We start from the raw sequence: 24,627 nt of genomic DNA, 5'->3' as shown, positions 1-24,627 counted from the left end.
CCCACCAACACCGAAGCCCGACACTCCGGACTGCGGGCACTGTGCGGACACCTGTCCCGACACGGCCCCTACCAAGGCCGAGCCAACCCCACACCACCCGAACACGACGGAGACGGCCGGTCGGTCTGCGCCCCCTGCCTGCACACCATCGGACACCTCCCACCCAGCCCACCACGACTGTCCCAGCGGCCTCCCGCGTGGATCACCAACGGCAACACCGGACAAGACCGGCCCACCCGCGACCCCGACGAGCCCGAGACACCCGCCGGGAAACTCCCCCGTAGTCCTCACCCAACCGAGACCGGTCACCACGACCTGCCCACCGTGGCCTGACCCTCCACTCCAGACCCGGGCGCGTGCCGTGAAAACCCCCGACACCTCCGGCACGCGCCCGCCCGGCCCCGCACACCGCCGTGCGGGGCCACCCACACCGTCACCGCCCCACGACATCACCACCCCAGCCACACCCATCTCCCGCGAAAACAGCACCACCCCCAGAACCACCCCCGAACCCGGTGCCGCGCCGGAAATCCTCCCCTCCCCACCCCGGCGCGACACCCCACCCCGGCCGGGGCGACACCGGTTCTCCACCGCCCCGGCCGGGGGCAAACACCGCACCATCGAACCGAGCAGGACCCGTCGTCATGCCCAGAATCTCCCCGGCCACCACCATCCTGCTGCGCGAATGCGCCGGAACCGGACTGGCCACAGCCACCTTCACCTACAGCGGATGGATCACCCTCGTCCTGAACCTGTCCCTGGTCACCACGATCACCCACCCCAGCGATCCAGGCATCGAACTCCACGCGTTCTTCGACGCACTGGCCTGCCTGCTGTGGTGAACAGGCGTGGGCGGACTACGCCTCGCCGGATGGCCATCGACCTGCCCCCAACCACCGGCCTGACACTCACCGCCATCCACACGACCGAACTCGCCGTGGGGGTGGTAGGTCACTACGCATGAGCCGTCAAATCCGGTAGGGCGTCACTGGCCGATCCGATGGGTCCGTATCGCTGGTACAGGGCACGTTGGACACAGTCTGTATTCACATCACGCAGTCCTGTCCAGCCGGAATACAACGGCTGGGCTGAACGAGCGGTCAGTCAGCTCCCGGACCGACTCACCCCACCCGGAACGTCCGCGAGGTCCCGGAGAAGGGGGTGATCTCCCCGCCCACAGCCTTGGCGTCGCCGTGGTGCACGATGCGGTACTCGCCCTCGGTCGCGTCCGCCGGGATCGTCCACGTGACGGTCGCGGTCGAGGCCGCGACTCCCCGGCGGTCCCAGTGGTAGGCGGTGGACCAGTCACCGTCGTCGGCCACGGTCACCCAGCCGTGCGCCGAACGGCGTTGCACCAGCAGGTAGCTGCCGTCCCGGTGCGGGTCGTTGTTGGGGTGCGCCGAGGCGAACACCACGCGCGCCGTCCCGCCGCGCGGGTAGTGCCCCTCGGGCTGTTCCAGCACCTCGCCGAACTCCCGTCCCAGTGGTGGGGAGTCGAACACCACGCCGGGTTGCAGCCGGACCCGACCGCCGCGCGGGTTCCCGGCGGGGGAAGGTCCCCGTGCGGTCTCCCCGCCGGAGGCCATGTCGGCCGCGATCCTGGCCGACTCCTGCTGGTAGGCGGGCAGCGACCACCTCCCGAACATGGTGTGCCCGCCCTCGTAGGCCTGCTGGTCGTACTCCTCCGGGGTGGTCAGGTAACCGGCGTAGTCGTTCGCGTAGCCCGCCACCACGACGTCGGTGGGAGCCGCCCCGAGCTCGGCGGCGACGGTGCGGCGCAGCCGCAGTCCGCCGACGATGCTTACCTCCTGCGGAATGCCGAGCAGGTACAGTGAGCCCAGGCGGACCAGCTGGATCGGCAGGATCCTGGGCACCCAGCCCATCGCGCCCACCGGCAACAGGATCTCTTTCGGTGCCTGGCGCTCCCGCAGTCGTGGGGATGCCTGGTACAGCGCCCCACTGATCGTGCCGAAGAACGGGTTGTTGCCCGCACCCTCCTCGAAGATCGAGGGACCTGGGCCGTCCTCGGCCCCGGCCGCGAACGAGGCGCCCAGGGCCGCCGCGCAGGTCCGGTGTGGACTCCCGTCGCCGGTGAGCTCCGGGGTCACGGTCGTGCTCGACATGTCCACGTAGGAGATCCGGCAGTCGATGCCTCCGCGCACCGCCGTGGTGTTTCCCGCCAGCAGCCGGGCGGCGGCGGTGTACTGGCGGTCGCCGATGATCCGTGTGTTGGCGAACTCGTCCTCGGTGGGCCCGGTGCCGGGGCGCAGTTCGAGGTTCGGCGACATGTCGGCGGCGTTGGACTGCGCGAACGCGGCCACGAAGCCGGGATCGCCCGCGCGGTAGTCGACTCCCGCGACCTCGCGTTCCCACCGGTAGGCGGCGTAGCCCTTGTTGTCGCCGCTGATGAGCGTGTTGTCCGGGCTGAGGCTGGTGCCGTGGGTGGCGAACCAGTTGATCACACCCACCGGGTGCCCGCCGCGTTCGAAGCTCAGCAGCACCGTGGTGGGGTCCACGGCGCTGGGGAAGTGCCGCTTGTCTGCTGCCGGGTTGCGCTCGAAGGCGGCGCGGGAGCGGTTCACGCTGGCGTCGGTGAGCTCGCCGCGCCCGACGCGGAGGTGGCCGGGGGCGAGGTCGGCCTCGGCGCGTTCGATCGATTCGGTGATGCCCGCGACCAGCGCCTCGAAGGTCGCGGGCTGGAACCCCAGCGTGGTGACGTTGTAGAGGGTGTGGCAGGAGAAGCCGCCCGGGACCGCGTGGGTGTGCGTGGCGGTCAGCAGCACGTTGTGCTCGCCGTAGCGGTTCCCGTGGCGTCGTGCGAGCCGTTCCAGCACGGCGCGCCGCACGGCTCCGAAGATCATTCCGGTGTCCACCGTCACCACGGCCACCCTTCGCTCGGGCGCGTCGTGCTCGGCCACGAGGAAGGCGCGTGCGCGCTGCCGCTGGTGGATTCCCGTGGTGCGCTGCGCCAGGCGGGCGTAGCCCATCATGCCGTTCTCGGCGGGTTGTCCCGTCACGTCGCCGATGCCGCGTCCCAGCAGGTAGTGCTCCCGTTCGGACTCGGCCCGGGCGGCAGTCCGGGACGACGCCGCCAGCAGCGCGGCGAGGCCGCCCCGGAGCACGGGGCGTCTGCCGACTGCGCTTCCGCTGCCCATTCGTCTACCTCCGCACCTGGGGTGGTGCGCGTCACGGTAGCTCAGCGATCACCAAAAATGAATCGTTCTCAGCTAACGTCCCCCATTGGAAGGACTATTAGAAAATCTTTCTCTTAGTTGGCGTGTATAGAGGAAAATATTGCTTTATATGAGGATTTGGAGGTATTAATTCCTTTAGGCGAGGTAGTCGCGGCCCACAGGAGGCTGAACATGACCGCACAGCGACTGGCACCGGTCGAACACGGCGCCGCCCCCGGCGCGGAACCCCCCGGTCAGGACGTCGTCGATGAACTCCGCTCCCGGGTGACCGGTGATCTGCTCGACGTGGTCGTCGATCTCGACTCCGGCGAGGGGTGCCGCTTGAGCGACCTGCGGGACGGCACCCGCTATCTCGACATGACGATGTACTTCAGCTCCGCGCCCCTCGGGCACGGTCACCCCGGCCTGCGCACCCCCGAGTTCGAGGCCGCGCTGGTGCGGGCGGGCAGGACCAAACCGGCCAACCCCGACTTCGCGACCGTGGAGCAGGCCCGGTTCGCCGAGACACTGCGGCGCGTGTTCGGCGACCCCGAACTGCCGTGGCTGTTCTTCATCGAGGGCGGCGGCCCCGCCGTGGAGAACGCGCTCAAGGTGGCCTTCGACTGGAAGACCAAGCACAACGCGCGGCGCGGCGTGCCCATGCGCGGCTGCCGCGCGATGCACCTGCGGTGGGCGTTCCACGGGCGGACCGGTTACACGATGTCGTTGACCAACACCGATCCCCGGAAGGTGCGTGACTACCCGGCCTTCGACTGGCCGAGGATTCCGAGCCCGGCGGTGGACCCCGGTCCGGACTGGGACGAGCCCGAGCTGCTGCCGGTCGAGCGGGACGCGCTCGACGCCGCCGAGGCGGCGTTGACCCGCTACGGCGACGAGATCGCCTGTTTCGTCTACGAACCGATCCAGGGTGAGGGCGGAGACCGGCACCTGCGCCCGGCCTTCCTGCGCGAGATGCAGCGGTTGTGTGGGCGGCACCACGTGCTCACCGTCGCCGACGAGGTCCAGAGCGGTGGGGGCATCACCGGTTTCCCCTGGGCTTACCAGGCTCTGGGGCTCGAACCGGACCTCGTGGCCTTCGGCAAGCGGCTGCAGGTGTGCGGGGTCATGGGCGGCAGGCGCGTCAACGACATCGAGGACAATGCCTTCCGCGAACCCAGCAGGATCAGCTCCACCTGGGGCGGTTCCCTCGTCGACATGGTGCGCGCCACCAGGATCCTCGAAGTGATCGAGTCGGAGGGGCTTCTGGACCACGCGGCGCGGATGGGGGAGCTGCTGCTGTCCGAGCTTCGCGGGCTGGCCGCGGAGTACCCGGAACTGGTGCGCGCCCCGCGCGGACGTGGCCTGATGGCGGCGTTGGACTTCCCCGACGGCACGCTGCGGGACAGGGCGACGGCGCTGGCCAGGCAACACCACCACACCGTCTTCCTGCCCTCCGGGCCGCGTTCGCTGCGGTGGCGCCCCGCGCTGTCGGTGCGCCCCGACGAGATCACCGACGCGGTGGTCGCGCTGCGCGCGACACTGCGGGAACTGTCCTCGGTGTAGTCCATGACGGAACCCGCGCGGGATCGGCTGTCCGGCCGTGTCCCGCGTGGTTGGTCGACCGGTTCCCGGTGGTCATCCAACTACCGGGAACCGGGCTCCCTCCCGGGGCGGCCGGGCCCTCACCGCCACGACGGGAGCCAGAGTTCGGCCGCCCAGCGCGCCTCGGTGATCGGAAAACCGTTCAGTATCGGCCACAGCCACACGAAGTTGGCCACCACCAGCCCGACGTAGAGCGCGAGCACCAGCAGGCCCGTCTTGCGCCGTTCGGCACTCGCGGCCGCCCTGCCCAGTACCTCGCCGAGCACCAGCACGATCCCCAGTACCAGGAACGGGGCCAGCGGCGTGGCGTAGAAGTAGTACATCTGCCTGTCGAGGTTGACGAACCAGGGCAGGTAGCCCGCGCAGTAGCCGACCAGCACCGCGGCGTAGCGCCAGTCCATTCGCGCGGCGGCGCGCCACACCGCCCACCCGGCGACGGGTAGGGCCAGCCACCACAGCGCCGGGGTCCCCAGCAGCATCGTGGCCTGCACACAGTCCCCCTGCCCGCAACCGGGCATGCCCGACTCGTAGTAGTACAGCATCGGCCGCATGCCCATCGGCCACGCCCAGGGTTTCGACTCCCAGGGGTGGGGATCGTCGCCCGTGACCAGGTGGGTGTGGAACTCCAGCACGTTGAAGTGGTAGTACAGCAGCGACCGCACCATGTCGGGCAGGAAACCGAAACCGACGTCCTCGGCGACGGCCGCCGCGTGCCGGTCGGTGGCGGTCTCACTGGCGTACCAGGCCGCCCAGCTCGCGAAGTAGACTGCCAGCGGCAGCACGAACAGCGAGGCGAACGTGGGCAGGGCGTCCCGCACCAGCGCACCGCGCCACGGCCGAGCGACTCCGGCGGTTCGGCGGGCCAGCGCGTCCCAGACCACGCTGAGCAGGGCGAACGCCAGCACGTAGTAGATGCCGCTCCACTTCACCCCGCAGGCCAGCCCCAGCAGCACTCCGGCTCCGAAGCGCCACCAGCGGAATCCCATCCTGGGGCCGAGCGCCGAGTCGCCAGTTCGGTGCTCGGTGACCACCAGGGCCAACCTGGCTCGCATCCGGTCGCGGTCCACCAGCAGGCAGGCGAAGGCGGCGAGCACGAACATCGCGTGGAAGATGTCCAGCATCCCCACCCGGGACTGCACGTGGCTGAGCCCGTCGCAGATCAGCAGTACCCCCGCCAGCGCGCCCAGCAGCGTGGAGCGCGTCATGCGGCGCGCGATGCGGATGAGCAGCAGCACCATCAGCGTGCCCGCCAGCGCGGCGCTGAACCGCCACCCCAACGGGGTGTAGCCGAACAGCCATTCGCCGACGGCTATCAGGTGCTTGCCCACCGGGGGGTGGGCCACCAGCTCGTAGCCGGGGTTGTCCTCGAAGCCGCCGTTGCGCAGCATCTGCCACGCCTGCGGGACGTAGTGCTTCTCGTCGAAGACGGGGGTGCCCTGGTCGGTGGCCTGGCCGAGCCGCCAGAAGCGGACCACCCCGGCGATCAGCGTGAGCACCAGGGTCACGACCCAGCCGCGCAGGCGGTCCGTCGGTTCTCGCGGTAACAGCGATTTCGCCCGGTCGTGTTCGCCGGGATACCGAACCGGAGGTATCTCGCCGTCGCGAACGGCTTCGTCGCGGGCGTTGCTGCCACCGGAGCTCGGCACGAGGACGTTCACGCCTAAATCGTATGGTGGTTGCTGTGACTGACGAATCCGGACCGGGCACGTTGCTGCTGGCCGCCACCCCGCTCGGTGACGCGCGGGACGCTTCCCCCAGGCTGAGCGAGGCGTTGGCCACGGCCGACGTCGTCGCGGCCGAGGACACCAGGAGGGTCCGCGCCCTGGCGGGTTCGTTGGGGGTGGCCCCCGCCGGTCGGGTGCTCAGCTACTACGACGCGGTGGAGGAGAACAGGCAACCCGTGCTGCTGGAGGCGCTGCACGGTGGGGCCACGGTGCTGTTGGTCACCGACGCGGGAATGCCCAGTGTCTCCGATCCGGGCTACCGGTTGGTCTCGGCGTGCGCGGAGGCCGGGGTGCCCGTGACCTGCCTGCCCGGCCCCAGCGCGGTGACCACGGCGTTGGCGCTGTCGGGGCTGCCCAGCGACCGGTTCTGCTTCGAGGGCTTCCCGCCCCGCAAGTCGGGCCCGCGGCGGCGGTGGCTGGCCGGACTGGTGTCCGAGCGGCGCACCTCGGTGTTCTTCGAGGCACCGCACCGCATAGCCGACACGCTCCACGACGCGGTGCGCGTGCTCGGGCCGGAGCGGCGGGCGGCGGTCTGCCGCGAGCTGACCAAGACCTACGAGCAGGTCCGCCGCGGCGGGCTGGGCGAACTCGCGGAATGGGCCGAGGCGGGGGTGCGCGGTGAGATCACGGTGGTGCTCGCCGGGGCCGAGCCCGAGGCTCCCGAGGACCCCGCCGAGCTCGTGGCCCAGGTCGAACGGCGCGCGGCGACCGGCATGCGACTCAAGGACGCGGTCGCCGAGATCGCCGAGATGGGCGGGGTGCGCAAGAAGGACCTCTACGACGCGGTGCTCGCCGCGCGTGACTGATCGCGGGTTCCCGGTGCGTTCCGCGACCCGGTGGGAGCCGACCCGGCCACGGGTTCGGTGACCTCCGGCTGGAGACGCGAGCGGTGCTCGTCGGGGGAGGGGAGTCCGCGTCGCCCTTCGGTGTCGGCCCGGCTCCCGGCGCGGGACGGTGAGCGGTTCCGCCGCGCGACCGGTGGAGTGAACGACGTCACTAGCGGGGGCCGTACTCCCTGTCCCCGGCGTCCCCGAGCCCGGGGACGATGAACCCCGACTCGTTGAGGCGCTCGTCCACGCTCGCCGTGACCACTCGGACCGGTAGCTCCGATTCGGACAGTCGTTCGATCCCCTCCGGCGCGGCCAGCGTGCAGATCGCGGTGACGTCGCGGGCACCGCGCTCGTGCAGCAGCCCGATCGTGTGGACCATCGAGCCGCCGGTGGCCAGCATCGGGTCGAGCACGATCACCGGACGTTCCGAGAGGTCGTCCGGCAGCGACTCCATGTAGGGCGTCGGCCGCAGTGTCTCCTCGTCCCTGGCGAGACCGACGAACCCCATCTGTGCCTCCGGGATCAGGCGGTGGGCCTGGTCGGCCATTCCCAGCCCGGCGCGCAGCACCGGAACCAGCAGTGGCGGGTTGGCGAGCCGGTACCCCTTGGTGCGCGCCACCGGAGTGTGGATGGACTCTTCGGTCAACTCGGCGTCCCTGATGGCCTCGTAGAGCAGCATCAGGGTGAGCTCCTGCAGCGCGGCCCGGAACGCGGCGTTGTCGGTCCGCGCGTCGCGCATGGTGGAAAGTCTCGCCTGCGTAAGGGGGTGGTCGATGACCCGCACATCCATGGGCACCACGGTATCGGCAAGTTCTCCGGAGTCCCGCGTTCGCCCTCGGCGGGGTCGCCGGTGGACGCCGGTTCGTGCCTCCGGTGCGAAGCCCCGCCGCCACCCTCGTTAGGGCGATCTGACCGCTTAGGGCGCAGAACCGCGAGTTTCGCTTCCGGTGTGGATCGATTTCGCTCGTTCTCCCTGGTGAGTGCGGCTGAACCCTCGGAGGTTCCACTCGGGCCGTATGCCTCCGAACGGGTGAAAGATTGGTTCATACCTTGACCAGTCGTGGTCTAGACCACACGGTGTTGGGCATCCCGTACCGACCCCCTCGGGAGTGATCGATGTCTCTGAGCAAACGTTCGGCGTGGCGATTATCAGCACTGGCCACCGGGGCCGCGCTGTTCACCGGCCTGCTGGCCACCCCGGCCACCGCCACCGGCGGTGACAGCTCCGGGCAGGACAGTGCCGCCCCCGCCCAGGCCGAGGCCACCGCCCAAAGTGGATCGCGAAAGGTCGGCTACTTCACGCAGTGGTCGATCTACGACCGGCAGTTCTACGTCAAGGACCTGGTCACCTCGGGAACCGCCTCGAAACTGACCCACATCAACTACGCGTTCGGCAACCTCGACGCCTCCGGGCAGTGCTTCACCGGCAACCAGGCCGGGGAGGCCGACGCGTGGGCCGACTACCAGAAGCGGTTCTCCGCGGCCAACTCCGTCGACGGGGTGGCCGACACCTGGGACCAGCCGCTGGCGGGCAACCTCCACCAGCTGGCCGAACTCAAGGAGATGTACCCCCACCTCAAGGTCTACATCTCGCTGGGCGGCTGGTCGTGGTCGGAGAACTTCCACACGGCCGCCGCGACCCAGCGGTCCCGCGCGCAGCACGTGAAGTCCTGCATCGACATGTGGTTGCGGGGCAACCTGCCCAAGCTCGGCGGCTCGCCCCAGGGCGGCGAAGGTGTGGCCGCCGGCATCTTCGACGGTGTCGACATCGACTGGGAGTGGCCCGCCTCCGAGGGCGGACCCGGCAACGTCGTGGACCCCGCCGACAAGCAGAACTACACCGCACTGCTGCGGGAGTGGCGCTCCCAGCTCGACGATCTGGAAGCCGAGACCGGCGAGACCTACGACCTGACCGCCTTCCTGCCCGCCTCTCCCGAGAAGATCGACGCGGGCTTCGAGGTGAACAAGATCTTCGACTCGCTGGACTTCGCCACCGTGCAGGGCTACGACCTGCACGGCGCCTACGAGGAGACCACCAACCACCAGTCCGCGCTGTACAGCCCGGCCGGTGATCCCTCGCCCGAGCGGTTCAGCGTCGATAAGGCGATCGACACCTACCTGGCCCGAGGAGCTCCGGCGGATGAGCTGGTGCTCGGCGTCCCGTTCTACGGACGAGGATGGACCGGTGTGCCGAACCGCGACAACGGTCTGTTCCAGACCTCCACGGGCCCTGCCCCCGCCACCTACGAAGCGGGGTACGAGGACTACAAGGTGCTCAAGGACAAGGTCGGACAGTACACGGTGCACCGCGACGAACAGGCGGGATTCGCCTGGCTGTTCGACGGCAACACCTTCTGGACGTTCGACGACCCCACGGAGATCGCCAGGAAGATGGACTACGTCAACAGCAATTCCCTGGGCGGCGCCATGATCTGGTCGCTGGACGGCGACACCGCCGACGGTGAGCTGATGACGGCCATCGACGAGAACCTGAACTGATCCCGCGAGCCACAGGCACGGGCTACGTGGCGGGCCCGTGGTTCGCCCCGGCGACGACTCCGGTCTCGCCGGGGCGGACTTCTGCCGCCGGAACCGTGCTGGCCAGGTTTTCGTAGCCGCTCTCGTCGCGGAACCTCTCGCGGGCTCTCGCCGCGGCGAGGCTCGACATCGGGTAGTCACTGCACAACGTCGGGCCTTCCTCGCGAGAGCACCACGAGAGAACCCGCGGCGGTGCCGACCGCGAGGGTGATCGGAGTTCGGCCCGTGTCGAAGCTGGGCGGCGATTTCGTGGGTGTGTTCCAAGGCCGTGTGCATGGGATCCGGAGCTGGTGCGCCGAGAAACACCCGCGTACCGTTCGGCCGACTCCCGGACGCCGCCCCGCAGCGGACAGCGATGGTTCCCGAGAGTGACGAATCCCGCCGCCCCGAGGCTCCCACCACTGCCGCTAACCCCGCGTACGCACGTTGTTGACGTGCGGTTCTCGTTGCCGGTGGGGCTCGCTCCCTGGCAGGCATGGCAAGCTGTGCGTGTGGTATCACGACATAACGTTGTCCGAGGTGCTCTGCTGGCCGCCGCGGTGGGCGGAACCGTGTATCGCAGCCTGCGCACCCTTCGGAAAGCGCGCGCCATTCTGCCGTTGGAACAGGAACCGGCGAGCAGCGTCCTCCCTCCCACCGTGACCGTGGTGGTGCCCGCCCGCAACGAGGAGGGCGTGCTGGACAACTGCCTGCGTGGCATCCGTGCCCAGACCTACGGTTCCGCACGCGGCCCGGACGAAGCCGATCCCGCCCTCCGCGTGGTCGTCGTCGACGACGGATCCACCGACGGCACCGGTGAGATCGCGGGCAGGCACGCCGCCGAGGACCCGAGGGTGCGGGTGGTGCGCAGTGAGGGACCGCCACCCGGGTGGAGCGGCAAGGTGCACGCGATGCACGTCGGCGTCGAGGCCGCGGGCGAACCCGAAGCGGGCGAGTGGCTGATGTTCGTCGACGCCGACACCGTGCTGGAGCCGGAGCTGCTGGCCAAACTGCTGGGTACCGCCGAACGCGCGGACGCCGACCTGGTCTCCACCCCCGGCGGGCCGCCCTCCCGGCACTCCGCCAGCTGGCCGGTGCTGATGCCCGCGGGGTTGCAGATGATCGGGGAGAACGCCGATCCCCGAGGCAAGGGCAGCAAGGCGTTCGCCATCGGCCACTGCATCCTGATGCGCCGTTCGCACTACGAGAAGATCGGCGGCTGGGCCGCCCTCTCGGGGCGCCGCAACGAGGACATCGCCATCGCCACCACCGTGCGCGACCACGGTGGGGTCACCAGGGTCGTCGAGGGGCTGTCCTACGCGACCACCAGCGGCATGGACCCCTTTCGTCAGGGCTGGGACTCCTTCCGCAAGAGCTTCGTCGCGGGCACGAACGGTTCGCTGCCCCTGCTGCTCGGCATCGGCCTCGGTCAGGTCTCGCTGTCGCTGGCCTCGCCCGCGGTGCTCGCCGCGGGCATACGCGGCCGCAGTCCCACGATGATCGCGCTCGGCTCGGTAGGTTGGGTCGCCCAGAGCGTGACGCACGCCCGCACCGCGCGGGTGATGCACGCGGGGGCCTGGCTGGCCCCGGTCGCGCCGTTCACCAACGCGGTGTTCGGCGGTGTCATGCTGCACGGCGCCGTCGAGGTGGCCCGTGGCGCGACGAGCTGGAAGGGGCGCGCCGCTCGGTTCTGAAACCGTGGTGTCCTCGGTGGCCCGGCCCCGCTACCGGGCGCGATCGTCGAGTCGGTCACGCCAGGGGCGCACGGCGGAGCACATCGAGATCACGGTCTCTTCGGCGAGCGCGTGTGGCCGACGCGAACCGCGGTGAGCACGATATGAATTTTTGATACCACGATTCGTGTTCATCGTGTGTTTCCTCCTCGCCGGGTCGTTCCCGTGCGGTCGAGGAACGACCCGGCGAGTCTCGTCGTTCTCTGCCGCCACGTCCGTGTGCGGTCCTCCGGAATACCTCGAACGGGCCAGTGAAGTCCGCCGAAATTTCCTGCTATCGGATCAGAACCCGCCCCGCCCCCCTTGGTTAGTGTCCGGTGTGGAACGTTGTTCCTTCCCAAGGAGAGCCAGAAATTTTCCGGCCGGGTGGCCCCGACCGGGAGTTCTGGTTCTCGTGGTTCTCGCGAGTGCTCGGGAGGGAGGTGTATCCCGTGGAACAGAAAACCGTGCACAACAATCCGAACGCCTCCGGAGTGAGCGGTCCCGTAGGTGTGCGGATCTCGCTGAAATGACCGGCTCGGGTGGGGCGAACTTCGCCCCATCCGTCCACCTCCTCGAGGAGGCGACAGTGGAAATCACGTTGGTCAACATGCCGTGGGCTTCCGTGGACTACCCCTCGCTGGCCTGTGGAATTCTCAAATCGGCCGTGGAGTCCGCCTCGGGGGGAAACAACTCGGTGGGAGTGCTGAACGCGAATCTGGACTTCTTCGACTGGTTGAACGGCCGAATGGGAACGGAAACGGAGGACTACGACTTCTTCTCGATGGAGTCCTATTTCCAGGGGTGCGGCGACTGGGTTTTCGCCGCGGCGCTGTACGGGCGGACGCGGTGGCGCGTGGCCGAGTTCCGCGAGCGTCGTGCCCGAGAGCTGTCGGCCGAACGGCTGGAGCTCTGCGAACTCCTCCAGCCCCGTGCGGCCGAGTGGATCGGGGAGTACGCCGCCGAGCTGGCCGGCTCCTGCGGGGAGGTCGTCGGATTCACCACCACCTTCCAGCAGAACACGGCCTCGCTGGCGCTCGCGGCGGAGCTGAGGCGGCTCAGGCCGGACGTGCGGATCGTGCTGGGCGGGGCGAACTGCGACGGCGCCCAGGGAGCCGCCTGGCACCGGAACTTCCCGTGCGTCGACTACGTGGTGCGCGGTGAGGGAGAGGTGGTCTTCCCCCGCCTGCTCGAGCGGCTCGACGACGGAGGGGAGGTCTCCGACCTGCCCGGCCTGTGCTGGCGGGACAGCTCGGGAGAGCCGGTGGTCAACCCCATGACCGCCACCCCGCTGGACGCCACCGGCATCGTCGCCCCCGACTTCGACGGCTACCCGGAACGGTTCGACCGCAGCCCAGCCTCGAACCGGGTGGAACCGAAACTCGTGTTGGAGGGGTCGCGGGGTTGCTGGTGGGGCGAGAAGCACCACTGCACCTTCTGCGGCCTGAACGGTTCGTTCCTGAAGTTCCGCGGCAAGACACCGGAACGCTTCTACGAGGAGCTGGTCGAGCTGACCGGGCGGCACCGCCTGCTGGACGTGTACCTGGTGGACAACATCCTGGACATGGACTACCTGCGTACGCTGTTGCCCTGGATAGCCGAGGCGGGCTACGACCTCAGGATCCAGTGCGAGATCAAGTCGAACCTGCGCTACGACCAGCTCCGGGAGCTCGTGCGCGCCGGTGTGGTGCAGGTCCAGCCCGGCATCGAGAACCTGAGCTCGCGGGTGCTGGACATCATGAAGAAGGGCGTGAGCGGTTGCCAGAACGTGCGGATGCTGCGCGACGCCCGGTCGCTGGGGATGACGGTGATGTGGAACCTGCTGTACGGCTTCCCCGGCGAGTCGGAGGAGGACTACCTCCCGCTGCTCGACCAGTTCCCCGCACTGACCCACCTCCCGCCCATGGACGGCGCGAGCCGGATAGCCCTGGAGAGGTTCAGCCCGTACTTCGACTTCCCGGAACTGGGGTTCCCGGAACGCAGGCCCGACGACCAGTACTTCGTGACCTACGACCTCCCAGAGGAGGAACTGGCGGAACTCGCCTACCTGTTCGAGGCCCCGCCCGCCGGGATAGGCGAAAAGCCGGAACGGCGGTTGCTGGACGCCGTGGCGGAGTGGTCGGCGGCCCACTCCCGCAGCTGGCTCAAGCACGTGGACGCGGGCAGCGAGATCGTGGTCCTCGGTGACAGGCCCGCCTTTCCCCGGACCGAGCTGGTGCTCACCGGCACCTTCGAAACGGAGCTCTTCCGCGCCCTCGACCGCCCGCGTTCGACGCGGTACCTGAAACGCCGTTTCGGCGACGACGCGAAACTGGCCACCAAGCTCGACGAGTGGATCGCGTCCGGACTCGTCTTCACCGAGGGCGACGAGTACGTGCACGTGGTCACCGAGGACAACAACCAGGAGCTGCTCCAGCTGCGCTGATCCCGTCCACCCCGGAGGGTTTACGTGAGAGTTCTGCTGCACGAGTCCGCCGTCCCCTCGGTGGCCGAGCGTTCCACCACCGCCGTGCTGGGAACGGATCCGGTCACCGAGGCCGCGGAGCTGTTCGGGAAGGGAGTGCGCGCCGTGGTGCTGCGGGAACCCGTTCGTCTCGGTGGGAGAGCGGAGACCGCGGTGGCCCTGACGCTGCTCCGCGAGCTCGGGGCGTGGGGAGTGTCCTGTCGCTGGGAGCTGCGCATCGACGATCCTGGTCTCGACTGGACGGCGCTGTCCCACCTCCCACCCCCGCGACGGGTGTTCGGTAGGTCCGCTGTGGACACTTCCGCTTGGTCCGCGGCCTGGTTCCCGTGCAAGTGCGTCCAACGGGAGGGGCCCGGATTCCTCCAGATACGAGACAGGCGGGCAGGGGCCATGGAATGCTACACGGTCAGTGATCCGGAGCTCGTCCACGCGGCGCGGCGACTGGCGAACGGGGCGGCACCCGCGGGGATCCCGGACGAGGCGCGGGAACGCTTCGCGAACACCGGCCTCCTCGTGCGGGTGGGCTCCCTGGAGTGGTGGGCCCCCGCCAGGGTCCGCCGCTGGCCGGTTCCGGCCATGGCGGTGTGAGCCGCTGCCGGACGCGAGCGGTGAGAAAGGCGTGGAACGGTGAGTGGAGCCTCGGAGAAGCTCGCGAAGCGATCCGTTCGCGGTGTGGGGGGTGAACCGTTCCGGCGGCTGCTGACGACCTGGACCGCCACCTCGGTGGCCGACGGCGTACGTGCCACCGCGCTGCCGCTGTACACGGCTGTCAGCACCCGCGATCCGATTTCCGTCTCGGCGGTGGCGGTGGCCGAGGTGTTGCCCTGGCTGCTGATCGCGCTGCCCGCCGGAGCGTTGGTGGACCGGCTTCCCTGCCGCCCCACCCTGGTCGTCGCCCACTCCTTCCGCGCCCTGCTGACCCTGCTGCTGGTGTGGTTCGTCCACACCGGTCAAGCGGGGATGTTCGTGCTGCTCGGCTGCGCTTTCCTGCTCAGTGGTGCTGAGACGTTCGCCGATTCGGCTACGCAGTCGTTGCTGGTCTCGGCCGCCGGTGAGGAGGACCTGGAGCGGGCCAACGGGCGCTTCGTCGGCGCGGAGACCGTCGGGGTGGAGATCGCGGGGCCGTTGGCGGCGGCCGGACTGTTCGCCTGGCGTCCCTCGCTGTGTTTCGCGTTGACGGCGCTGGCCTTCGGGTTCGCCGCGCTGTGGATACCCCGGGTCTCCGCCGAGGTCGAACCGGTACGTGCCGGAGGAGAGCGTTCGATGCTCGGGGAGATCCGGCAGGGAACCGCTTTCGTGCTGCGCAGTCCGGGACTGCGTGTCGTGGTCGGGACGGTGGGCGCGGTGACACTGCTGACCGGTGCCGTGAACACGATCGCGGTGCTCTTCGCACTGGAGTCGCTCGGGCTCGCTCCGTCGACGGTGCCCGTCCTGTTCGTCTGCGCCGCGGCCGGGACGTTGGTGGCTTCGCGGGTGACCTCGTGGCTGTCGGCGCGTTTCGGCGGGGCGAACGTGATGATCGCGGCGCTGTTCGTACTGGCCGGGGGGATGGCCATCCTGGAGCTGGTGCGTGTTCCCGTCGCGGCGTGGTCCTCCTACTTCGTCATGGGATTCGGGGCCGGGGCGTGGAACGTGCTGTCCTCGGCCAACCGACAGCGGCTGACGCCGGAGTCCATGATGGGACGGGTCACCAGCGCCTATCGCGTGTTCGCCTGGGGGCTGATGCCGCTGGGAGCCGGGTTGGCCGGGCCGCTGGCCGAGGTCACCTCACCGGCCGCGGTGATCTCGGTGTCCGCGTCGCTGGTCGCGGTGGTCGCCGTGCTCTGCGCCCCGCTGTTGCGGAGACTGGACACCGCCGCGCGCGAGTGAGGTGGTCAGACTCACTCCATGAGGTTCGCCGCCACGGTCGCGCCGAGTTCCCAGCAGGCGTCCAGTCCCGTGGCGTCCGGTTGGCCGGTGAGGTCCACCGGTTCGGCGACCTGCTGCCATCCCAGGCCGGTGGTGATCGAACGGATAGCGCGGAGTGCCCCCTCGGTCCCCTCGTTGCCGTGGACGTAGGTTCCGAACGGCCTGCCGCCGGTGGAGTCCAGGCAGGGATAGTAGATCTGGTCGAGGAAGTGCTTGAGCGCGCCGGACATGTAACCGAGGTTGGCGGGCGTGCCGAGCAGGTAGCCGTCGGCCTCCAGCACGTCGGCGGCCGTGGCGGACAGTGCGGCCCTGCGCACCACCTCGACGCCCTCGATCTCGTCGGTGCTCGCCCCTTCCACGACCTTCTCGAACATCGCCTGCATCCCCGGCGAAGGGGTGTGGTGCACGATCAGCAGTCGGGCCATGGCCGCCAGTCTAGGAGCCGCGCGTCCCCCGTCGTACCACGGCGGGCACGCGGTGGTGTCCACCGCCGCGATGACACGCCTTCGAAGAAGAGTCCGATTCGTTCCGAAGGAACTTTTCGACCGTTATCCGCCCCTTTTTCGGGGAAGTGCGATATCTCTCCGCTCGCTTCGTGGTGATCGCGGCACGAGTGGTGCGGGTCTCCGGCCGGTGCCGCTGATCCCCGCATCGGTTACCGGCTGAATGTCCCATCGCGTACTGCTCCCATTCCCGCAGTCGATCGGTCCTGTCCGGATGGTCGGACTCCCGGTCTCGTGGGGGACGCGTCGCGGGGTTTTCCGGTTGTCCGTTCCGTGGTGGTGTGATCGCCTGCTTTTCTGGTACACGTGTGATGATCAAGATCATTCCGTCGGAGAGGTTGTGTTTCGCACTGATACGGGTTCGTCCTCGTAGTGGCGACGGCGGACGCGTTCGTCGGTTTGTGCTTTTCAGGGGCGGATTGTGCGGTAAACGCGCCGGGCGCGGCTGATTTTGTGATTCTTTTTCGGGGGTGAACTGGTGAATTGGGGGTTGTCGTGCCGAGTGCTGATTTGTCCGACATGTTTTTGAAGGCCGTGTCCTTCGGGCTCCACCGGTCCGCTGGGCTGCGTCTGGTGGAGCCGGAGATCCAGGGTCTGAAACAGGTGGTCGGCCCGGGTGACGTTTGTTTCGACATCGGTGCCGCCTACGGGATGTACAGTTTTCCCCTGGCGGAACTGGTCGGGAAGTGGGGGGCTGTTTACTCCTTCGAGCCCCAGAAGAAACCGCACTGGATCTTTTCCTCGCTGGCCCGTGCGATGCGGAATCGGAACTTGAGTATAACCCGAGGCGCGGTAGGGGAGAATTCGATCAGGAAGACGGTGGCCGTTCCCGTGCGATTCGGTTTCCCGATCCACGGGCATGCCCATGTGGTCGATTCCGAACACCCCGGTTCGGGGAGCACCGCGGCGGGGCGTGTTCGCACGGTCGGTGTGGACACGTTCTCCGTGGACGAGATGCGCGAGAGGATGGGGATACGGCGGGTGGACTTCATGAAGATCGACGTCGAGGGGTACGAGCCGTCGGTACTCGCAGGAGCGGAAGAAACCTTGAATCGGTTCATGCCGTCACTTCTCATGGAAATAGAGAAGAGGCATCTCGACAGGTACGGGGTGGAGCCCGAGAAATTCGTTCGCAGGCTCCTGGATCGGGGATACGGGATGTACTTCTGGGGCGGCGGGAGTTGGCGGGAGACCGCGTTCATGGTCGACGGCGTGCGGAACTACCTCTTCGTGCACAGGAGGAGATGAGGACGTCGGGATCTCCGGCTGAACGGGAGCTCCGCGGGACGTGATGCGGCCGTGTCCCACCGACGTCTCCGTGGGCACGCTGCGCGAACGGGTCCGTGCGCTCGACGTCGGAGCGGGTCACGCGCCGTTCACCGCCCGGTTCGGTGCGCACGATCCACCTCAGCGGCGCTCGTCCCACCAGTTCCCCGTCCTCCGTGCGGGTTCCGGCAGGGTTTTGGCCGAATACAGCTCGTCCAACGGCGTCACGCGGGAGCGCAGTTCCCTGGCCAGGTGCCTCGGCAGGACTCGGAGCGCACGTTCCAACTCCCGCCTGGCGAACGGACCGACGAACTCGTTGAGGTCGTTGTTCTCGCCCCGAAGCCTCGCGGGAGGGGCGTGACACACCGAGGTCCATTCCGTCAGCGCCGTCGCCACGCTCGCCGCGTCCAGGTCCTTCCCACCCAGTCGGTCCAGGGCGTACGCCACGCGGCGGGACACGCCGGGAATCTCGCTCGTCGGGCTCGTCCGTGGTGCGCGTCGGAGGCGCGCGGGCCGGTTACGCGGCATCTCCTGTTCGGAGGGAGCTCATCGCGGTGGTCATGTCCCGATCGTAGCGCGGTTCCCGGCACCACCGGTGAGTTCGCCCCACGGATGCCTTCCACCGTGCTTCGCCGGTTTCGCACCCACGGCACCGCTGGATTTGCCATGATCGACGACCGTGGGTGACTCCGCACGACCCCCGGAAGTTCCCCGGGTGCTCAGCAACAGGGCGATCACGATCGGTGCGATCGCCGTGGTAGGGATCACGCTGCTGTCGACGGCGGTGCTGGTCGTCGTACTCCGGGACGCGCCGCCCAAGGTTGTCCTCGAAGCCGTGCGCACCTCCGCCAGCATCGGTGTGGGGACGGGAGGTGCCGCCGCCCTCTGGTTGGCCGCACGCCGCCAGCGCAGCACCGAGGTCAGCATTCTGCGGCGGGACCACGACGCCACCGAGACCCGGGTCACCGAACTCTACGGCAGGGCGGCCGAGCAGCTCAGCGCCGACAAGGCGCCCGTGCGACTGGCCGGGATATTCGCGCTCGAACGGCTGGGACAGACGTATCCGACGCACCGGCAGACGATAGTCGACCTCATCTGCGCCTACCTGCGGATGCCGCCGGAGGCCACGGAGGAGCGGGAGCGCTCCGAACACGGTGGTCCCCAGGAGTTCGAGGTGCGGCAGGCGGCACAGCAGGTGCTGGTGACCCACCTGCGCCTGGCGGAGGAACCGGACGACGACTCGCGGTTCTGGCCGGACATCGCGCTGAACCTCTCCGGTGCCGTGCTGCACACCTTCACGTTCTCCCGCTGTCGCGTGCGTTCGGCCAACTTCGCCGACGCCAGTTTCCACGGTCCCGCCGTGTTCCGGGGAACGCTGTTCGAGCAACACGCCGACTTCCGGGGGGTGCGCTTCAGGGGGCTCGGAGACTTCCGCCGCGTCGGTTTCGAGGGCGAGGGGGTGACCTTCCGCGGTGCCTCCTTCGAGGGCGAAGTGGACTTCGGTACGAACACCACGGCCGTGCTCAACGGCGCGATGACCCGGATCGACAACGACGTGCGGCGGAAGTGGCCCGAGGACTGGACCGAACGCCCCTCGGCCGAGTACGCGGGCTGGGCCGAACTCGTGGCCAGGCGGGGCTGACGATACCCAACCGGGAGGTCCCGCCGTTCTCGCGAACCGGTCCCGCCGAGAACCACCATTCCGGACGAAAGGCCGATTCGTCCGTGCGTGGAACCGAACAGCTCTCCGGTGCGTCCCATCGGTGATGCCCCGCGGGGTGGGGCATCGGTTCGACACCGCTCGAACCGAAGAGAGTGAATCGACAGGAGAGTGAACGGACATGTCCTGTCCGGAACGAAACGAAGGGCGACCGGGCTCCACGGCATGTGCCCCGGGGAGAGCGACGTGCCGATGTCCCGACGTCGTCGCGGTCGAACGGTCGGAACACGTGGCTTGGTGGTCACGTCGCGCGGCTTGGTGGTCGCGTGGTGCCGTCGCGGCGGCTCGGGGCGAGCACGTCGAGCACGGCAGTCGCACGGAACCGCTCGTTCGTGTGCGTCGCGACCGGTACGTGAGCCTTCCGGCGAAGACCACCGCACGGCTTGGGGGTCGCGCGGCACCGCCGTAGGTGATCCGCTTCCGGTCCGCGCACACGAGCCGACGGGTTCCCGGCGCCTCCCGCCGAGGAGAACGGCCCAGGACCCGGCACAGGCTCGTCCTCCGCCCGTCATGATTCGAGCAGTGAACTAACTTCCGAGGTGAGCGTGGCCAGCAGTTCCCGCGCTTGGCTCCGCGCGGCTGTCAGCCCGTCCCTCTCGTCCGCCCCCACCACCGGGGCGATGGTCTGCAAGTAGCACTTGAGCTTGGGTTCCGTCCCGGAAGGACGGATCACGACCCGCCTGCCCGCTCCCTCGTCCGCCGAGTCGCGCAGGATCAGCACGTCCGCCTCGGGCAGCAGGTCACGAGTCTCCACCCTGGCTCCCGCCAGTTCCTCGGGGGGCTGTTCCCGCAACCGTCGCATCGTCGCCGCGATCGCGGAGGGGTCCGTCATGCGCACCGACAGTTGTCCGGTCTCGTGCACCCCGTGCCTGATCTCAAGCTCGGCCAGCCGCTCCAGCAGCGTCCCGCCGTCACGCGCCAGCGTGGCCTCCAGGTCGCAGGCCAGCACCGCCGCGGCGATGCCGTCCTTGTCCCGCACGTGGTCCGGATCCACGCAGTGGCCCAGCGCTTCCTCGTAGGCGTAGACCAGTCCGGCGGCCCTGCCGTCCGTCCCCGCGCGCATCAACCACTTGAACCCGGTGAGCGTCTCGTCGTAGCGCGCCCCGTGCTCGCGCGCCACGGACCGCAGCATGGCCGAGGAGACGATCGTGGTCGCCACCAGCGGATCGGGGTGGTGCTCGAAGTCGAGTGTGCCCAGCACGTGCTCGCCGAGCAGCACGCCGGTCTCGTCCCCGCGCAGCATCCGCCAACCCCCGTCCGGGGCACGGACCCCGAGCGCGCACCGATCCGCGTCCGGGTCGAGCGCCACGGCGAGGTCGGCATCGACCTCGCGGGCGAGTTCCAGCACGGCGTCGGTGGCGCCCTCCTCCTCCGGGTTGGGGAACTCCACAGTGGGGAAGTCGGGGTCGGGCTCCCGCTGCGAGGCGACGAAGTGCGTGTCGGTGAAACCGACCCGCCGCAGCGCCTCCCGCAGCGGTTCGGCGCCCACTCCGTGCAGCGCCGTCGCCGCCACCCGCAGTTTCCGGGCATCGCCGCGGGGCAGCGCGGCCACCCGGTCGAGGTACTCGGGCAGTGCTCGCTCGTGGTGGTGCCAACCGCGTTCGCGTGGTACCGCGTCGGCGCCTCCCACTCCCGAGATCGCCCGCTCGATCTCGGTGTCGTAAGGGGTCACCAGCGGGTCGCCACCCGCCAGGTAGACCTTGTAGCCGTTGTCGGCGGGCGGATTGTGCGAGGCGGTCAGCTGTACCCCCGCCACGGCCCCCAGCGCGCGTGTCGCGCGGGCCAACACCGGTGTCGGCAGCGGTTCGGGCAGCACCCGCACGTCGAATCCGGCCGCGCACAGCACGTCGGCCGCGTCCTCGGCGAAACGGCGGGAACCGTGCCTGGCGTCGTGGCCGACGACCACGGTGCCTCCCGCGCCGTGCTCGGCGAGCCAGGCGGCCAGCCCGGCGGTCGTGCGGATCACCACCGCGCGGTTCATCCCGTTCGGACCCGCTCGGATCGGCGCGCGCATCCCGGCCGTGCCGAAAGCGGGGGAGCCGGAGACCCGCTCGGCGAGCTCGGCCCGGGCCGCCTCGTCCCCGGACTCAGCCGCCCGGCACAACTCGGCCAGCTCCCGCCTGTCGGACTGGTCGACCTCGCCGGCCATCCACTCCCGCGCGGCCTCCTGGGCGCGCTGTTGCCAGGACATCGCGATCACCTCCGGCGACGCGCGCCGACCGGGTACGCGGACACCGTCAGGCCCGCTCGGCCAGCGAACGCAGCAGCTTGCCCATCCTGCTCGCGGAGGCCCGGCCCGCCTCCAGCACTTCCTGGTGGTTCAGCGGTTCCCCGGTCATACCGGCCGCCAGGTTGGTCACCAGCGAGAGTCCGAACACCTCGGCGCCACCGGCACGAGCCGCGATCGCCTCCTGCACGGTGGACATCCCGACCAGCTCGGCCCCGAGGGTGCGCAGCATCCGGATCTCCGCCGGGGTTTCGAAGTGCGGTCCCGGCATGCACGCGTACACCCCCTCCGAGAGGGAGGGGTCGATCGAGGTCGCGATCTCGCGCAGCCTCGCCGCGTAGAGGTCGGTGAGATCGACGAACCTGGCCCCCACCAGCGGCGAACGGGCGGTCATGTTCAGGTGGTCGCTGATGAGCACCGGCTGTCCGACGCTCATGTCCTCACGCAGGCCGCCCGCGGCGTTGGTGAGCACCACCGTGCGGCAACCCGCCGCCACGGCGGTCCGCACCCCGTGCACGACCTTGTCCACGCCGCGCCCCTCGTAGAGGTGGGTTCTGCCCAGCAGCACCAGTACCCGTTTGTCGCCGATCCGCACCGAGCGGACCTTTCCGGTGTGGCCCACCGCCCCCGGCGCGGTGAAGCCGGGCAGTTCGGACATGTCGAGTTCGCCGTCCGGCGAGCCCAGCTCCTCGGCGGCGGGCTGCCATCCCGAGCCGAGCACCACCGCGAGGTCGTGCCCGGCCACTCCGGTCAGTTCGGCCAGGGTGGCCGCCGCGCTACTCGCCACGGCCGCCGGATCGGGTTGCTCCGGTGTGGTGGAAGACGTCACGGTCGGTCAGCCTAACGAACGATTCCGTCACCGGCCCGCCGCCCGTGCCTGTGGGGTGGCGGGATTCCACCGCCGCGGCGTTCGAGGATCGAGCGGGCGACGCTCAGTCCGGGGTCTGGAACCGTCCCGCGGTTCGCCCCATGAGCCGTTGTGCCTGTCGCAGGTCGGACTCCGTGGTCACCCGCACGATCCACAGGTCGCCGTCGCGGCGTATGAGCCGGGCCGCCACGTGCTGAGTCAGTGGTCCATCCGCACCGTTCGTCCCGTCGAGCGGCCTGGTGACCACGTTGTACAGCAGCTCCAGGTCGTGCGGTCCGCCTGACCGCGTGGAGTCGAGGATCGTTCTGCTCCGCATCTCGACCCTGTTGTTCGAGCTGCGCTGTTTCTCCTTGAGGGCCGCTATGTAGCCTTCGGTGGTGTAGCCGCGCTCGTAATAGCCACCGAACCGCTGCACCGCCAGCTCGGTCGTGCCCGGCGGGGAGACGAACCGCACCGTCATGCCGCGGGTCGGTGCCTCCTTGCTGTATTCCTGGTACCGCGTCCACCCCTTGGGGACCGGCATCGTGTAGTAACCGCTGCCCCTACCGTCGCCCCGGTGCTCGATGGTCCCGCTGTGCACCCGCAGTTCGACGAGTTCCCGCCGCGGAAGCGTATCGGGTCCCGGGTCCGCGTAGGAGGGAATCACCGGTTCGCCCGCCAGCATCCGGGTTGCGACGAACGAGGCCCCTGCCGCCGGGAAGAACACCAGCACGGTGGCCAGCGCCAGCAGCAGCACGCGGACCGGTGAGCGGCGGCGTCGCGGTGGTGGCTCGCTGGGGGTGAACGGCAGCGGTCCTGGGTCGGCCGCCAGTGGGGCCGATCCCGGTTCGCCCGGTTCCTCCGCCCGCGCGGGTCCGAGGACACTCGGTACGTCTCCGTCCCACCGAGATTCGCCGCGAGTCCCCGGATTGTCGCTGTGGGGCCGACTGCCCGGGGGGTCTGCCACGTCCGAACCGGACCGCGAACCGGGCTCCGCCGGCCACGACTGTCCGGACGATTGAACTCGTTCCGCGTCGGAGGCGTCCGGCAGCGGAGTGCGTACCGTGGCCGTCTCCTCGGGCAGCAGAGCGGCGAACGGTTCGACGCCCGGCTCCGGCAGCAGTGGCTGCACGTGCCTGCGCACCTCGCGCAGCGGCATGCGCCGCTGCGGGTCCTTGACCAGCAGGCCGGTGATGACCTCGCCGACGGGCCCCTCCCTGCCCGTCCGGGGGACGGGCCCGTTGACCACCGAGTTGATGGTGGCCACCGGGTTGTCGTCGGTGTCGTACGGTGGAACGCCCTCCGAGGCCGCGTACAGGGCCGCCCCCAGGCCCCAGAGGTCCGCGGCGGCGGTGACGGTTTCACCGGCCGCCACCTCCGGGGCGATGAACGCCGGTGTTCCCAGCATGATCCCGCTGCGGGTGAGCGTGGGTTCGGCCACGTTGCGGGAGATGCCGAAGTCGCTGAGCTTGATCCGCCCGTCCGCGGCCAGCAGGATGTTGCCCGGCTTCACGTCCCGGTGCACCACACCGGCCTGGTGCGCCGTCTCCAGCGCCGAGGAGACCGCTTCGATCGCGACGGCGAGCTGGCGGTCGTCCAGCGGACCGTGGTCGGCGATGATGCTCGCGAGGCTGTGTGAGGGCACCAGCTCCATGACCACGAACGGTTCATCGCCCTCGCGGGCGACGTCGTAGAGCGTGACCACGTTGGGGTGGGTGACGACCGCCGTGGCACGCGCCTCCCGCAGCGTGCGCTCGCGGATCTCCGCGGCCTCGGACTCCGGGATGCCCGGCGGGAGTCGCACCGCCTTGATGGCGACCGGCCTGCGCAGCAGTTCGTCCATACCGGACCAAACCGAACCCATGGCGCCGCCGCCGATCCTGCTGCGCATTCGGTACCGGTCGGCTATCAGCCGGCCGGCGCTGCTCTCGTCCGGTTCCGCCTCGGGCACGCCCTCATTGTCCATCACACAGTGGCGGGCATTCGAGAAGGTCTCCGCGTCGCCGGCGCCCCGTTCGAGGTCACGGCACCGGCGGTGCGCACCGGTCGGGGAGTCGGGACCGCTACCGCCGTCGAGTGGCGGCGAGCCCCGCCGTCCATGTGAGCGGCGTGTTACGCCCGGTGAACTTTCCCA

The 24,627-nt window shown here is 69.5% G+C and carries 20 protein-coding genes; 11 read left to right on the top strand and 9 right to left on the bottom strand.

The window, feature by feature from the left end; all coding sequences use genetic code 11:
- Together BLQ75_RS23270 and BLQ75_RS24045 are read left to right on the top strand one after the other, a co-directional pair.
- A partial coding sequence (locus tag BLQ75_RS23270) for a hypothetical protein (RefSeq protein ID WP_170837257.1) occupies window positions 1–333 on the top strand: 333 nt, incomplete at its 5' end.
- 311 nt (window positions 334–644) lie between these two features.
- The gene (locus BLQ75_RS24045) at window positions 645–842 is read left to right on the top strand and encodes a hypothetical protein (protein WP_244515134.1); all 198 of its coding nucleotides are present in this window, start codon (window positions 645–647) and stop codon (window positions 840–842) included.
- Window positions 843–1,121: 279 nt separating this feature from the next.
- On the opposite strand, the gene BLQ75_RS00775 is transcribed toward BLQ75_RS24045, so the two are convergent.
- Complete coding sequence (locus BLQ75_RS00775) at window positions 1,122–3,155, bottom strand: neutral/alkaline ceramidase (RefSeq protein ID WP_092596203.1); 2,034 nt, start codon at window positions 3,153–3,155, stop codon at window positions 1,122–1,124.
- A gap of 210 nt (window positions 3,156–3,365) precedes the next feature.
- Here BLQ75_RS00775 and lat point away from each other — a divergent pair, with 210 nt between their 5' ends.
- Window positions 3,366–4,736 carry an L-lysine 6-transaminase gene (gene lat / locus BLQ75_RS00770; RefSeq protein ID WP_092596196.1) on the top strand — a complete coding sequence of 457 codons (1,371 nt, stop codon included), beginning with the start codon at window positions 3,366–3,368 and terminating at the stop codon, window positions 4,734–4,736.
- Window positions 4,737–4,855: 119 nt separating this feature from the next.
- Here the strand turns inward: lat and BLQ75_RS00765 are convergent, their stop codons facing one another.
- Window positions 4,856–6,433 (bottom strand): dolichyl-phosphate-mannose--protein mannosyltransferase, encoded by a 1,578-nt coding sequence (locus BLQ75_RS00765; RefSeq protein WP_092596194.1) that lies wholly within the window; start codon window positions 6,431–6,433, stop codon window positions 4,856–4,858.
- Window positions 6,434–6,444: 11 nt separating this feature from the next.
- On the opposite strand from BLQ75_RS00765, the gene rsmI reads away from it, so the two are divergent.
- Window positions 6,445–7,305, top strand: coding sequence for a 16S rRNA (cytidine(1402)-2'-O)-methyltransferase (rsmI, locus tag BLQ75_RS00760; RefSeq protein ID WP_170837256.1), 861 nt, complete (start codon window positions 6,445–6,447; stop codon window positions 7,303–7,305).
- Between the two features lie 190 nt (window positions 7,306–7,495).
- Here rsmI and upp read toward each other — a convergent pair whose 3' ends face one another.
- Window positions 7,496–8,119, bottom strand: a complete 624-nt coding sequence (gene upp, locus BLQ75_RS00750) for a uracil phosphoribosyltransferase (RefSeq protein WP_092596191.1) — start codon at window positions 8,117–8,119, stop codon at window positions 7,496–7,498.
- 326 nt (window positions 8,120–8,445) lie between these two features.
- Between upp and BLQ75_RS00745 the strand changes: the two genes are divergently transcribed.
- Window positions 8,446–9,828, top strand: a complete 1,383-nt coding sequence (locus tag BLQ75_RS00745) for a glycoside hydrolase family 18 protein (protein ID WP_139182870.1) — start codon at window positions 8,446–8,448, stop codon at window positions 9,826–9,828.
- Window positions 9,829–9,850: 22 nt separating this feature from the next.
- Here BLQ75_RS00745 and BLQ75_RS23265 read toward each other — a convergent pair whose 3' ends face one another.
- Window positions 9,851–10,015 (bottom strand): hypothetical protein, encoded by a 165-nt coding sequence (locus tag BLQ75_RS23265; RefSeq protein WP_170837255.1) that lies wholly within the window; start codon window positions 10,013–10,015, stop codon window positions 9,851–9,853.
- Window positions 10,016–10,358: 343 nt separating this feature from the next.
- On the opposite strand from BLQ75_RS23265, the gene BLQ75_RS00740 reads away from it, so the two are divergent.
- The 4 genes from BLQ75_RS00740 (at window position 10,359) to BLQ75_RS00725 (ending at window position 15,891) form a co-directional block, all read left to right on the top strand.
- Window positions 10,359–11,540: a glycosyltransferase family 2 protein gene (locus BLQ75_RS00740; protein ID WP_244515132.1), complete on the top strand. Its 1,182-nt coding sequence runs from the start codon at window positions 10,359–10,361 to the stop codon at window positions 11,538–11,540.
- Window positions 11,541–12,147: 607 nt separating this feature from the next.
- Window positions 12,148–13,983, top strand: a complete 1,836-nt coding sequence (locus BLQ75_RS00735; RefSeq protein ID WP_092597155.1) for a RiPP maturation radical SAM C-methyltransferase — start codon at window positions 12,148–12,150, stop codon at window positions 13,981–13,983.
- Between the two features lie 24 nt (window positions 13,984–14,007).
- Window positions 14,008–14,610, top strand: coding sequence for a DUF5825 family protein (locus BLQ75_RS00730; RefSeq protein WP_092596189.1), 603 nt, complete (start codon window positions 14,008–14,010; stop codon window positions 14,608–14,610).
- Window positions 14,611–14,694: 84 nt separating this feature from the next.
- Window positions 14,695–15,891, top strand: coding sequence for an MFS transporter (locus BLQ75_RS00725; RefSeq protein ID WP_170837254.1), 1,197 nt, complete (start codon window positions 14,695–14,697; stop codon window positions 15,889–15,891).
- Between the two features lie 11 nt (window positions 15,892–15,902).
- Here the strand turns inward: BLQ75_RS00725 and BLQ75_RS00720 are convergent, their stop codons facing one another.
- A complete protein-coding gene (locus BLQ75_RS00720) occupies window positions 15,903–16,355 on the bottom strand; it encodes a flavodoxin family protein (protein ID WP_092596186.1) in 453 nt (150 codons plus the stop codon).
- A gap of 651 nt (window positions 16,356–17,006) precedes the next feature.
- On the opposite strand from BLQ75_RS00720, the gene BLQ75_RS00715 reads away from it, so the two are divergent.
- A complete protein-coding gene (locus BLQ75_RS00715; RefSeq protein ID WP_170837253.1) occupies window positions 17,007–17,681 on the top strand; it encodes an FkbM family methyltransferase in 675 nt (224 codons plus the stop codon).
- 159 nt (window positions 17,682–17,840) lie between these two features.
- Here BLQ75_RS00715 and BLQ75_RS00710 read toward each other — a convergent pair whose 3' ends face one another.
- Entirely contained in the window at window positions 17,841–18,158 is a 318-nt protein-coding gene (locus tag BLQ75_RS00710) for a hypothetical protein (RefSeq protein ID WP_092596184.1), read from the bottom strand.
- Between the two features lie 256 nt (window positions 18,159–18,414).
- On the opposite strand from BLQ75_RS00710, the gene BLQ75_RS00705 reads away from it, so the two are divergent.
- Window positions 18,415–19,341, top strand: a complete 927-nt coding sequence (locus tag BLQ75_RS00705; RefSeq protein WP_092596183.1) for a pentapeptide repeat-containing protein — start codon at window positions 18,415–18,417, stop codon at window positions 19,339–19,341.
- Window positions 19,342–19,927: 586 nt separating this feature from the next.
- Here the strand turns inward: BLQ75_RS00705 and BLQ75_RS00700 are convergent.
- From BLQ75_RS00700 to BLQ75_RS00690, 3 genes are all read right to left on the bottom strand, one after another.
- Complete coding sequence (locus BLQ75_RS00700) at window positions 19,928–21,610, bottom strand: phospho-sugar mutase (protein ID WP_092596182.1); 1,683 nt, start codon at window positions 21,608–21,610, stop codon at window positions 19,928–19,930.
- 46 nt (window positions 21,611–21,656) lie between these two features.
- Window positions 21,657–22,475 carry a purine-nucleoside phosphorylase gene (locus BLQ75_RS00695; protein ID WP_244515128.1) on the bottom strand — a complete coding sequence of 273 codons (819 nt, stop codon included), beginning with the start codon at window positions 22,473–22,475 and terminating at the stop codon, window positions 21,657–21,659.
- A 103-nt stretch (window positions 22,476–22,578) separates the two neighbouring features.
- A complete protein-coding gene (locus BLQ75_RS00690; RefSeq protein WP_244515127.1) occupies window positions 22,579–24,444 on the bottom strand; it encodes a serine/threonine-protein kinase in 1,866 nt (621 codons plus the stop codon).
- Window positions 24,445–24,627: the final 183 nt, after the last annotated feature.

The sequence above is a fragment of the Actinopolyspora xinjiangensis genome, from assembly GCF_900104475.1.
GTDB lineage: Bacteria > Actinomycetota > Actinomycetes > Mycobacteriales > Pseudonocardiaceae > Actinopolyspora > Actinopolyspora xinjiangensis.
This window is presented reverse-complemented; position numbering and strand designations above follow the sequence as displayed.

Coding starts and splice junctions, on each gene's coding strand:
- BLQ75_RS24045 (WP_244515134.1), top strand. CDS start 645: ATGCCCAGAATCTCCCCGGCCACCACCATCCTGCTGCGCGAATGCGCC.
- BLQ75_RS00775 (WP_092596203.1), bottom strand. CDS start 3,155: ATGGGCAGCGGAAGCGCAGTCGGCAGACGCCCCGTGCTCCGGGGCGGC.
- lat (WP_092596196.1), top strand. CDS start 3,366: ATGACCGCACAGCGACTGGCACCGGTCGAACACGGCGCCGCCCCCGGC.
- rsmI (WP_170837256.1), top strand. CDS start 6,445: ATGGTGGTTGCTGTGACTGACGAATCCGGACCGGGCACGTTGCTGCTG.
- upp (WP_092596191.1), bottom strand. CDS start 8,119: ATGGATGTGCGGGTCATCGACCACCCCCTTACGCAGGCGAGACTTTCC.
- BLQ75_RS00745 (WP_139182870.1), top strand. CDS start 8,446: ATGTCTCTGAGCAAACGTTCGGCGTGGCGATTATCAGCACTGGCCACC.
- BLQ75_RS00720 (WP_092596186.1), bottom strand. CDS start 16,355: ATGGCCCGACTGCTGATCGTGCACCACACCCCTTCGCCGGGGATGCAG.
- BLQ75_RS00700 (WP_092596182.1), bottom strand. CDS start 21,610: ATGTCCTGGCAACAGCGCGCCCAGGAGGCCGCGCGGGAGTGGATGGCC.